The organism is [Chlorobium] sp. 445 (assembly GCA_002763895.1).
Taxonomy (GTDB): Bacteria; Bacteroidota; Chlorobiia; order Chlorobiales; family Thermochlorobacteraceae; genus Thermochlorobacter.
Genome location: NSLH01000048.1, coordinates 1 through 11296 on the forward strand (window position 1 = coordinate 1; position 11296 = coordinate 11296).

An 11296-nucleotide genomic window follows, 5' to 3' on the forward strand; every position below is an offset into this window, starting at 1 on the left:
TTGCGAAGCTTTCAAGTGCGTCTAAAATTTCAGCCGCTTCGCTTTGAGAAATTGAACCTTTGTGAATTGCTACGCGCACGGTCTCCACAGCAAGGGCAACATAGACCGGCACAATATGAGGCAGTTGCTCAGAGAGTTCGCGCAAGTGCCGTTGCAATGTTGCTGCATCGCCGCGCTCAATCGGACCTGAAAGTGCCTCGCGCACATCGTTTGACTCTCGCATGTTGAGCAACGAGCTGTGCATAATCGGCTCGAAGACCTTAAAGGCTTCATCTGGTTTTAATCCTAAGCCTGCAAAAACTTCTGTCGCCAAGCTCGTCAGCGTTACAAGGTAGTTACTCACCATCACGCCTGCGATGTGGTAGAGCGTTTTTGCATCCTTTGGAATCAGCATCACCTTGCCACCCAAGTCGTGCGCAATTTTTTTTCCAACTTCCACACCTTCAAGTTCTGTAGCTTGCAAGCCAAAATAACACTTGAAACGCTCGCTGAGGTTTTGCTTTGAGTGTCGCGTAAAAGTTTGAAACGGATGCAAGGCTATTGTAATCGCCTGCTTTTCTGCCAGTGGCTTGAGCGCTTCATCGGTCAGCGCACCAGAAAAGTGCACAACCGCTAAATTCTTGAAGCCGAGTTTGAGCGATGCAATACGCTCACTTACTGATGTAATTGCTGCATCGTTGATAGCCAGCAACAACAGATTTGTTTCCTGTGGAATGTGCTCGAGATTGTCCGACACAATCGGAATATTCAACTCCTTGGCAAGTGTTTGTGCATCGGATAATGTGCGATTGATGAGCGCAAGCAAGTTATAGCCCTTTGCCACCAACTCTCTTGCAAGTGACGCGCCTAGAGCTCCTGTACCAACCAGCGTTACTCGGAAATGACTATGCTGAATCGAAGAATGATGCGTCATCATACTCGCCTCGCCAAATCAGTTTGTAGACTTTGAAAATGACACAGCAAGATACAAGTTTTCTTTGTTTGAGCTTAGTAACTCGGCAATTTTGCTCACACGCTTTGCAGAAAGTTGTCTTGCAACGCGCGCCACAATTGCTGCGATACCCAATCCTGTTCCAAACTTTTTGCCGTGTATGACCGCATAGCGCATTAACTCGTCATAATTGAGCGCCTCCAAGGCACTTAAGTAGTTTTGCATCACTTCACCTTGATATGCCGCATTAAAATTACAGTGCCCAATCACCAAGACTTTTTTACTCATTAAGACTTCGCTTAATGCAGCAGCAGTTTCATCGCACAAATCCACAGTCTGCTCGCCCATCAGAATTGGCAAAATTTTGAATGGGGCATGCCGACCGATCGTGCGTTGCAAAATAGGCAGTTGTGTTTCAATCGAATAGCCTTTTGGCAAACCCTCTTCGGAAATGAAAAAGTCATCGTCCTCATCACAGAGTTCATTGCGCACATAATCACTTAGTTCTACCTTGCCCAGCGGAGTTTCAAAGGCTGCAAAGCCCGACATTGCAATGCGATGGAACGCATCTACTGCTGGCGCAATAAACACCACCAAGTCTGGTGCCGTGTTCTCTACCTGCTTATAGGCTTTTGCAAGCAATGGTAAGAGTTCGTCGTAAGACGAATATGGCAAGAGCATCGCTTTGATTTCTCCTATGTTTTCCGTGCTTGCCTCTGAGCAGGCTCTGTCAATCATGTCTGCTAACACATCGGGCTGCTCTGGATAGAGCTTACCGGCAAACATTGGTTTGCGCACGGTGCGAAAAATTGTTAGCATTTTCTCGCTTTGATTGTGTGGTTGCAAAAGAAGCGCTTCAGTCATTGACTGGTCAAGGTTAATTGGAAGTGTTTTAATGTGGCGTAACAAAAACATAAACCTGAAATGTGATGTTTGAGTATAACTTTTACAAAGTCAATTTCCAATAATTATATCTGCTTTCAACTGCTGCGCTCTTATGCAAAAACCTTGGTCGCTGCTTGGCAAAAAAGCCCTTATTACTGGTGGCACAAAAGGTATCGGGCTTGCTATTGCCGAAGAATTTTTGATGCTCGGAGCAGAAGTGTGTATCGTAGCGCGAACCGAGACCGATGTTCAAAATCGGCTCAAAGCCTGGCGACGCCATAAGTGCAAAGTGCACGGGTTTGCTCTCAGCATCGAAAAACCAGCGGCACGCAACACACTGCTCAATGAACTCAAAATGCTTTGGGGACGCCTCGATATCTTGGTCAATAACGTCGGCACGAACATTCGCAAACCTACGACAAGCTATACAGACGAAGAAGTTGATTTCTTAATCCAAACAAACTTACGCTCGAGCTTTGAGCTATGCCGCTTGCTCTACCCCATGCTGCGCTCTCCTGAAGGTAGTGCAATTATCAATGTCAGTTCGGTAGCAGGTTCGCGCGTGGTGCAAACAGGCGCCGTTTATGCTATGACCAAAGCCGCTATTGAACAACTCACCCGATATTTAGCGGTAGAGTGGGCAGCCGAAGGAATTCGTGTCAACGCCGTCTCACCATGGTATATTCACACGCCGCTTGCTGATGAGGTCCTAAAGAATGAAGATTACAAACAACGCGTGCTCTCACGCACACCGCTCGGTCGCATTGGCAATCCCGAAGATGTGGCACGTGCTGTGGCATTCCTTGCAATGCCTGCTTCAGCTTATATCACCGGTCAATGTGTTTCAGTCGATGGTGGCTTTTCTGCCCTAGGCTTTTGAACAGAAAGTTTTATGCGAAACTTTTGACTTCGTCTCTCGTTACCCCAAGCAAAAAAGTTGTGAACGCTGAACGGGCTTTGTAAAAATGTTTGGATACAATCGCTACGAAAGCAATCCATTCATCTCAGTGCGTCTGATTCTGGCGCTTGTTATCGCGCTTATTTCGGTGGTCTCCTATTTTTCTTCGTGCGAACGCAATCCAATTACCGGCAAAACACAGTTTGTTGACCTGACACCTGACCAAGAAATTGCACTGGGCTTGAAAGCTACACCGCAAATGATTCGTCAATACGGTGGCTTGCACCCCGACGCCCGCATTCAGGAGCTTATTGATAAAGTTGGTCATCGCATTTTGCAAAAAAGTTCTGCTGGCGCAACACGCTGGAAGTTTGAGTTTCACTTGCTCAATGATCCTAAGACTGTCAATGCATTTGCACTGCCCGGTGGCCAAATTTTTATTTCCACAGGGCTTTACAATCTCTTGCAAACCGAAGGTCAACTTGCTGCTGTTTTAGGACATGAAATTGGACATGTTATTGCGCGTCACAGTTCACAGCGATTAGCAAAAAACAAACTCACACAAGGCTTGACTGGTGCAGTCGCTGTTGCAACTGGTGATGCTTCCAGCACGCAACTTGCTGCAGTTATTGGCGAACTTGTCAACATGAGTTACGGTCGTGATGACGAATTGGAAGCTGATGTCTTAGGCGTGCGCTTTATGTCGGAAGCGGGCTACGATCCACGCGCTATGATAGAGGTGATGAAAATTTTAGCAAAAGTTTCTGGCGGCACACGTCAACCTGAATTTTTCAGCACGCATCCTAATCCTGAAAACCGTATTGAGAAAATTCAAGCCGAAATCAAGCAACTCTACCCGCTTGGCGTGCCAGCGACACTTATCAAATAGTATCTGAACATTCTACTCTGTACCTTGCAGGTCGGCTTGTCTTGGCAATCTCTTTTCCTTGCAACACATGTGCAAACGGTTACGCACGCCGCGTAACCGTTTTGCCCTCGGGGTATCACAGTTAAAAATTAGACCGCCACGTTTTTTCTTTGAGCAGTACTTATTGTAGATATTTTTGAGTTCGGCAGCAATCATCTCGGCTGAGCGCGCCTCAATTTGATGACGATGAATCATGCCCATAAATTCACCATCTTTCATGAAGGCAATTGAGGGTGAAGAAGGCGGTTGGTTTGTGAAGAATTTGCGTGCCGCTTCTGTCGCTTCCTTATCTTGACCTGCAAACACCGTAAAGAGTTGATCGGGCACAACTTCATTGTCGAGCGACATCACAAAACCCGGACGCGCTTTGCCTGCAGCACAACCGCAGACAGAGTTTATGAAGATCAGCGAGATGCCCTTTGCTTCTTTGAGTGCTTTTTCTACCTCTTCAGCCGTGCGCAGTTCTTTTACGCCTGCGCTAGTGAGTTCATCGCGCATCGCTTGAATCATCTGCTCTCGTTCCAGAATGGTTAGCATGTTTCCTCCAATTTTTAGGGTTGAAAATTTTCTTTTAGCTGCGAAGATACAGAAATTCTCTTTGTTTCTGTTCATTTTGTAGCAGATAGTGGCGACAATACTCCTGGACAGCGCTCGAAATAAAAAACGCCTCGAAGACTTGAAAGCCGACATAACAAGCCTCGAGGCGCCGTAGCAGAAAGAACAAATCTCTATGACAATGAGAAATCCTGGAGCTAAACGTAAAACTTCTCGCCAAATTTTTTTAGCTCATTGATGCAGATTTGACAATTTCTTAAAATATCTCATCGGTTACGCCACTCCCTCATTTTCTGCATCATTTTTTCGCGGCGCTCCCTCTTAATCTCTGCATAGATCACTCTTTGTGCATCAGACAGTTCATCTTGAATTTTTACATCCATCGTTTGAACGCGCTCGCGCCACGATCTCATCAATGCCCATCGGTCGCCACCTGCCATTTCCCGATCTTTTTTTAGTGCGTCTTTTGTCTCACTTAAAATGAGGCTGATTTTTTGCTCTTGTTCAGGCGAAAGTTGCAACCGCTCGCTAAGCTGTTTCATTGACGCAATGATATCTTCAGCGCTTATGCGCTCTTGTGCTTCTGCGTTTGCACATATTGCAATCAGAGCCATTATTATTGCCCAAGCAAAAGAGGTAATGTGTTTCATTGTCTTATCATGGTTTTATTTGAACTTATAGACTCAAAAGCATTTTAGCAGTGCATCTTTGCGCTTTCAGTGCCTTTCGGCTTTAAGCAGTGCAAGTCGAGTTCCATTCCAGCCTGGAAAAAGTTTTGTAGCATCTTTGAGCCCAAAATGTTTGCCTGCAACTTCTGAAAACACTGCTCGGAAGTCCGTCGTAACGGGCAAATCTCGTCCATCTTCTAAATTCTCTCGTGCTAGTTCAGGCACAGTGCCGTGCACTTTACCGCCATCGACAGGATGTCCTAACACAAAGAGACACGATGCGCGTCCATGATCTGTGCCCCCCGAGCCGTTTTCGGCAAGCGTTCGCCCAAATTCGGTCATGGTCATCAGTACAATGCGATCTTGTTTGCGCTCGAGGTCTTTCCAGAAAGCTGCGATAGCCTGCGCAAGCTCGTGAGCTCGCCGCGCAAAGAGGCCACGCGTAGTGCCTTGCTGCGCATGCGTATCCCAACCCCCCGACTCAGCAAATGCAATTTCCACACCCACATCTGCTTTGATAAGTTGCGCAATTTGTTTGAGACTGTGTCCCAGTGGCGAGCGTGGATACTCTGCACCTTGCTGCGGACGGTAATTCTTCACATCAAGTTTTTGCAGAATTTTGAGGGCTTCGAAACTTTCTTGTCCGGCACTACGCAAAAGTTGCTGCGAGGTTTGCTCATAGAGTGCCTCAAACCCTTGTCCGGCTGCCATCGCTATCTCACTTGCACCTGGCATTTTCACCCCAAAGTCTGCCAGATTTTCAATCGCTAATGCTGGGACTTTTCCATAGAGGGAGCGTGGCAAGGCTTTTGTTATGGAAACAGCACGAAACGGCGATGCTTCATTGCCCAACTCTTTTGCAAGCCGATTTAGCCATCCGTCAGGCGTGCCTTTTCTTCCCGGTGTCCCGGTTTCCATGTAATCTTGCTGGTCAAAGTGTGAGCGTGTTGGATCAGGTGAGCCCACACCATGTACAATCGCCAGCGTCTTTTCTTTGAAGAGCGGCAAGATAGGCTCAAATGCTGGATGCAAGCCGAATCGCCCATCAAGGTCCAAGAGTGCCTCTGCACTTGCACCCGGTGCTGGCAGCGCTAGTCGTGGTCGCCAGCAGCGCAAGTTTTCATCGGCAAAGGGGGAAACCGCCATTATGCCATCCATTGCCCCACGCTGAAAAATTGTAACCAAGACTTTGTGCGAGCCACTTTGCGCGGTTGCAGCTACCGCTCGCCTCAAAAACAGCGGTGTTCCACCTAGTCCGACCGCAAGCAGTGCTAAGCCAGATGATTTCAAAAAAGCCCTGCGTGTTAGCATCGTAGTTTGTCGAGGTTTAGGTTACTAAAATTTACCTGCGCTGAAATTCAGGGGAGCCGAGAATGATGCCGACAACATTTGCCAGCGCTGCATGTTTGCTTGTCATTGCTTGCTCATTGTTATCACTTTCCGGTTCATCGCTTAAAAAATTCTTGAATCAGTGCTCGATCAAATGGGAGACTTTCACTTCTTTCTTGTTGCTTGGATCGCTTTGGCTGCAATGGCGGCGCGGCTCGAGAGATTTTTTCGGCAAAGTCAGGATTTTTGATAAGGGGCATGAGGCGGCGCAGTGTCTCAGTCAGATCGCGTTCAGGCATTAGGCGCGCCGCATAGATGTTCAGTGCCTCTTCAAGTGATTCTGGTTCATGGTTATGGTTGAGTGCAAGCAGGTCGAGCTTGACGCCTCTGATTTGTCCAAGCGCAAGTTGCAAGCCGAAGTTCATTCGGTTGAGCAGTGCGCCTGAATTTACCCAGAATTCAGCGCGATCAGGATAGCCTGTTGGAGCTTGATACGCATAGAGTGGTTGCCCTTGCTTTTCAATCCACTGCACTAGCTCACGCGTGCTTGAGATGTCTGCATCTAAGGCTCGTAAGGCGCTCACTACGTATTCAAACGGCGATTTAATTTTAGCACGCCTTGCTTCTTTGCTCCAAAACTCTGCTGACTCGACAAGCGTGCGCATCACGGCTTTGAGGTCGCCACCAGTTTGCATGAAAGTTTGCGTCAGTTTTTCAATGAGCGACGTTGGTGGTTTATCGCAGACAAAGCGTCGAGCCAGTTTTGTTGCAATCCGTTTTGCTGTTGCAGGATGTGCAGCAAGCATATCGAGTACTTTTTCTCCTTCCTCTTTGCCGCCACCTGCTGGAAAGGTAACGCCAAGAATATGCTTTTCACCAGCATCGTGTGCATCAGGTCGGAAAAGAAAATCCCCTTCTTGGACTACGCCTATCAGTTTGCCACGTTCAATTAGCTCATGCAGTCGCTCTGCACGCTTGCCTTGAGGAAAGACGGTCCAACCTGTCAGCGCCCGTGCAACGTCCACCACGTCTGTTTGAGTATAACCTCCATCTACCCCGAGCGTATGCAGTTCCATCAACTCTCGTGCATAGTTTTCGTTGATACCGCGCTTTGGGAGCTGCTGTTTTATCACATCAGGTAGCTCATCTTTCATTTTCTCAATTTCGGTTCTCTGCCTTGCCATTGCGGCATCAATACGCTTTGCTGCAAATGGGCTTTGTCGGTAACGCTCTAAGTTTTTAGAGAGTGTTGTTGGTGCACCTTCAGGCGCAGAGGATTGTGCATTGTCAAGATAGAGCAGCATCGCAGGGTGCTTTGCTGTTGCGCCCAACATGTTGCGGAACTTGCCGAGCACATGCGGACGAATAGCATCACGCTCAAATGAGAAGACATGTACTCTGGCTTTGTTGTTGGTAATAGAGACGTTGAAGTGATTAAACCAGAAATCGGTGAGGACTTCTTCGAGTTGGTTTTCGCTATAGACGGCATGCAGAGTTTTCTGTGCTTGCATTTCGCTAATAAGTTCGCGCTGCGCTCTTATGCCTTCTTTTCGGTAGTAGTCCATAATTTTTCGGCGCAGCTCTGCACGGTTGGCTTTGAGAGTATCATCTCGTGAAATAATGCCATTGCGGTAGGCTTGAGCAAGTAAGATGCCGGGATTAGGATAGGTTGCCACAATTTCTACACTGCTCATCGTTAGTGTTTTAAGTGGTGCAAGTTTTTCAGTGAGGCGCAAGTTTTGAGCACTCTGACTCAGTTGGCTTTCAACCCAACGCTCTACGCCTATTTTGACGACTTTGTCGACTTCACCGGGGCGTGCACCAAACGCAAGTCGGTCTAAAAGATGTGCAGCAGCTTGTCGTTCGGAGAGCCCAGCGTCTTTGTATGGCAGTTTGAGCGCGGGTTCTGAAGAAGTAAATTTGGAGGTTGGCTGTTGGATAACCCGAGATATATTTGTGCAATTGACAAGGAGCAGTGCTGCCGTTGTGATAAGTCCTAAGCGAAGCAGGTAAAATGATTTTTTCATCTATGCGTCTTTTGCTGATTAAAAATTTTCAGGTCAGACGTGCTTCTCTTGAAATTGGTTTAAAGCTGAGTGAGCTTGTTCAGAATGAAGTAAGAATTCGGCTTTTGTTGCGTCCAATGACTTCTGGGGTTTGTTCGGTTGCGTCTTTTTTGAGCATCGTTTGCAGGTAAGTTTCTAATTCCTCGCCCGTGATTTTCTTGTCGGCATTGGCATCGGCGTCGCCACGCAAACCTTTGAGCACGTAGTAGGCAAACAGTCCATGCGCTCTGTCTTTGTCTGCATTTGCGATTTGCTCACCGCTCGATGCCGCAAAGACCAGCAATTTTTCCGACTTCAAAATTGGATTGTTGATTTTGAGCGATACCGGTCTTGAACCTTCAAGCATCGATTGGTTATCTCGTGTAACACCGCTAAAGCAGGCATCAAGAAAGACAGTTACAGCGCGTGCGTTCAATGCGCCGAGTCGTTCATAGAGTTGATTCAAGCTAAACCCGGTTTGTGCGGCATAATTGGCATCATCATCGTAAGGAATGAGGAAAGGCGATTTTTCTTTGAGTTCAGGTGCACCGTGTCCTGCATAAAAGACATACACGTCGCTGTTTGCGCGCACGCGCTTGGCAAGCCATCCTTCTTCACCGAAGAGTTTTTTTAATTCACCGAGCGTTACGGCGGCATCTGTGGCAAGGTAAAGATGATTTTTGTCGTCAGGTACGCCTAAGACTTGGACGGCATACGCTTTGAAAATTTCTGCATCACGTCGGGCAAAGGGAGCACCTGCAATCGAGCGATAAGACTATGCCCAAAATAATCGCAATGGCATCCGGGTTATTTTGTTTCGACTTTGGGATATCGATATCGACATCAGAGCGTGTGTCTGTATCTTTTGCGCTGCCGGCTATGGCTACACTTGAGATAGATTTTGCATAGGTTTTATTTAGTGTCAAGCCCAAAGGCACGATGGTGCTTAGGCTTCTAGTTGCATCTTTTATACTTATGGAAATCGGCAAAGCACTTTTTACATCAGCGCTTGTAAATACTGAAAATACAACGTCTTTTGTTTCACCAGTTCTAAAGCTATTGAGCTTTATTTCTTGCTTAGAGTCAGGCGTAAGAAAAACGCCTTCACCGAGCAAAATTTCTGCGATAGGAAGTTTTACTTCACCGCCTTGATTTTGCAATCGCACTGTAAATTCTACACTCTCACGCGGTTCAATGCGTCCATTGCCGGAAGCATCATTAAGACGCACCTCAACGAGTGCAATCACAGGTTTAGGCGCTGGCGCACACTCAAATGCGAGCAACACTGGCGACTCAAGGTCGAAACCGTTTCGCTCTTTGAGTTCAATTTTTACTTTTACCTGCACTTTCGCTTTCACGCTTGAGGACAAGAGAGGAATGACAATTTTCTCGCTCGCACCGGGCGATAGACGCTCAACCACATTCGATACGCGAAAGAACAGCATTGCGTTGTCCGAGATTAATGTAGCGCGCGCATGCCCCCCTCTGCTTCGCCTTGTCCTATGTTTTTGACGGTAACCACGATGGCACCCTCTTCGCCTTCATCTAAGATGCGGTTGCCAGATGGCTCTTGAAGTTCAACGCTTGCGGCAAGTTTTGGCGGCATTTTTTGGCGCCAGCAAGAGTGGTACACGCCCAGCCACACCACTGAGTTTCCACAACTGCACCGTCGTCTCTGAACCTGCTGCTAGCAGTTTCCCATCAGGGCTGAACACGATGGACTTTATCAAAAAGGTATTAATCGGCATGCGGCGGAGCAATTTCCCAGAAGCAACATGATAGATTGACACGACCTTCGTTGTTTGAGATGAGAGTGATTCGCCAGCAGCAATCAGAGTGCCATCGGGGCTGAAATCAAATCCTGTAACGCGCTCTGCAAATGTGCGCAGTTGATGCCCGGATTTGGTGAGCCGCAGTGTCAGGCTGCCGTCGCTATTTGCCAGATATTTTGCATCGCTGCTGATTTTGACTGTTCCACCGTAGGGCATATTGCCCCAGAGTTTTTGCTCGCTGAAGTTTGAAGTGTTCCACAGTTTCAGCGTCAGGTCTTGGTCTTTTTTTTCTTTCGGCAGCGCTTGCAAGTAAACTGCCATCAGCGCTGAACGCGAGCGAGGTAATTTCAGTTGCATGCGCTTCAATCGTTTGCCGTACATTACCGCTCATGTCGAGCAATTGGATATTGCCTCTCATCGTGCCGACAATCAGCATTCTGCTGTCAGGCGAAAACGCAATGGCATTGGCGGGCTCAGAGAGAGCAAACTCAACTGGTGGTCGCTGCATATCCCAAAACACTACTTTCGGTTCGCTGTATCCAGTAGAACTTGCCACAATCGCGAGGGTCTTCCCATCTGCACTAAGCGCAATGTCACGCACAATATCTTTGACGTCCAACGCGGTTTGCAATGTCCCCCTTTCGCTCGACCATAGTTCTACTTCAAGTCCTTTGGCTACAATCAGGGTACGACTGTCAGGGGTGAAAAGAATCTTTTTGATCTGATTTTTTGCACCACCGCTCAGCGTTAGCCAGCCTTCAGCAGAGACTTTGGGTTCATCTTGCGCAAAGGAATTAGACGCAAGGGTAGAGATAAGCACGAATGCAAAGAGAAACTTGGACAGGTACATAGGAAAATACAGGTTTTGAATTATAGCCTCCGACTCAATGCGCTCTGCATGTTTTTTTCAGCGCGAAATGTGTATTTTAAGTGTCAAAGAAACTTTTACCACAACTTTTACCACAAAAGAACCTCAATGAAAATGCCACTCTTATCCGAAGCAGACATTCAAGCGCGTTTGGCTTCACTCAAAGGCTGGAGCGTAAACGGTAAGGTCCTTGAGAAGAAATTTTTCTTTTGCTTATCACAAAGGTGAGATGAGTCCCTTTATGAAAGGCTTGTTACTGATAGAGCGCATCGCTGCACTTGCTGAAGCTGCAAACCATCATCCTGACATCACTCTTACATATCCCGCTGTAACCGTTCAACTTACAACACATGATTCAGGCGGACTGACAGAAAAAGACTTTGCGCTTGCGCAGCAAATTGATACGATTTCATAAAG

General features: G+C 47.3%; 13 protein-coding genes. 3 read left to right on the forward strand and 10 right to left on the reverse strand.

The genetic code is table 11. The annotated features are described in order from the left end of the window. Together CMR00_12235 and amrB are read right to left on the reverse strand one after the other, a co-directional pair. Window positions 1-913: hypothetical protein (locus tag CMR00_12235; GenBank protein PIO47081.1), on the reverse strand; the 913-nt coding region annotated here is incomplete at its 3' end. Between the two features lie 18 nt (window positions 914-931). Further along, on the reverse strand, window positions 932-1846 hold the full coding sequence (amrB, locus tag CMR00_12240) for an AmmeMemoRadiSam system protein B (protein PIO47082.1): 915 nt from the start codon (window positions 1844-1846) through the stop codon (window positions 932-934). A gap of 82 nt (window positions 1847-1928) precedes the next feature. Here amrB and CMR00_12245 point away from each other — a divergent pair, with 82 nt between their 5' ends. Beyond that, window positions 1929-2696: a tropinone reductase gene (locus CMR00_12245; protein ID PIO47083.1), complete on the forward strand. Its 768-nt coding sequence runs from the start codon at window positions 1929-1931 to the stop codon at window positions 2694-2696. A gap of 85 nt (window positions 2697-2781) precedes the next feature. Then, window positions 2782-3603, forward strand: coding sequence for a peptidase M48 Ste24p (locus CMR00_12250; protein PIO47084.1), 822 nt, complete (start codon window positions 2782-2784; stop codon window positions 3601-3603). Between the two features lie 12 nt (window positions 3604-3615). On the opposite strand, the gene CMR00_12255 is transcribed toward CMR00_12250, so the two are convergent. The 8 genes from CMR00_12255 to CMR00_12290 form a co-directional block, all read right to left on the reverse strand. After that, a complete protein-coding gene (locus tag CMR00_12255; protein ID PIO47085.1) occupies window positions 3616-4179 on the reverse strand; it encodes a hypothetical protein in 564 nt (187 codons plus the stop codon). 284 nt (window positions 4180-4463) lie between these two features. Beyond that, entirely contained in the window at window positions 4464-4847 is a 384-nt protein-coding gene (locus CMR00_12260) for a hypothetical protein (GenBank protein ID PIO47086.1), read from the reverse strand. Window positions 4848-4913: 66 nt separating this feature from the next. Further along, window positions 4914-6176, reverse strand: coding sequence for a hypothetical protein (locus CMR00_12265; protein PIO47087.1), 1263 nt, complete (start codon window positions 6174-6176; stop codon window positions 4914-4916). Window positions 6177-6310: 134 nt separating this feature from the next. After that, window positions 6311-8221, reverse strand: a complete 1911-nt coding sequence (locus CMR00_12270) for a hypothetical protein (protein ID PIO47088.1) — start codon at window positions 8219-8221, stop codon at window positions 6311-6313. 79 nt (window positions 8222-8300) lie between these two features. Continuing rightward, window positions 8301-9002, reverse strand: a complete 702-nt coding sequence (locus tag CMR00_12275; GenBank protein ID PIO47089.1) for a hypothetical protein — start codon at window positions 9000-9002, stop codon at window positions 8301-8303. Further along, complete coding sequence (locus CMR00_12280) at window positions 8974-9660, reverse strand: hypothetical protein (protein PIO47090.1); 687 nt, start codon at window positions 9658-9660, stop codon at window positions 8974-8976. Before CMR00_12280 ends, CMR00_12275 begins: the two co-directional genes overlap by 29 nt. Before the next feature lie 156 nt (window positions 9661-9816). After that, complete coding sequence (locus CMR00_12285) at window positions 9817-10392, reverse strand: hypothetical protein (protein PIO47091.1); 576 nt, start codon at window positions 10390-10392, stop codon at window positions 9817-9819. Then, on the reverse strand, window positions 10172-10861 hold the full coding sequence (locus tag CMR00_12290) for a hypothetical protein (protein ID PIO47092.1): 690 nt from the start codon (window positions 10859-10861) through the stop codon (window positions 10172-10174). The genes CMR00_12285 and CMR00_12290 overlap by 221 nt, the downstream gene beginning before the upstream one ends. Before the next feature lie 247 nt (window positions 10862-11108). On the opposite strand from CMR00_12290, the gene CMR00_12295 reads away from it, so the two are divergent. Then, entirely contained in the window at window positions 11109-11294 is a 186-nt protein-coding gene (locus CMR00_12295) for a hypothetical protein (protein ID PIO47093.1), read from the forward strand. The last annotated feature ends 2 nt before the right edge of the window (window positions 11295-11296 follow it).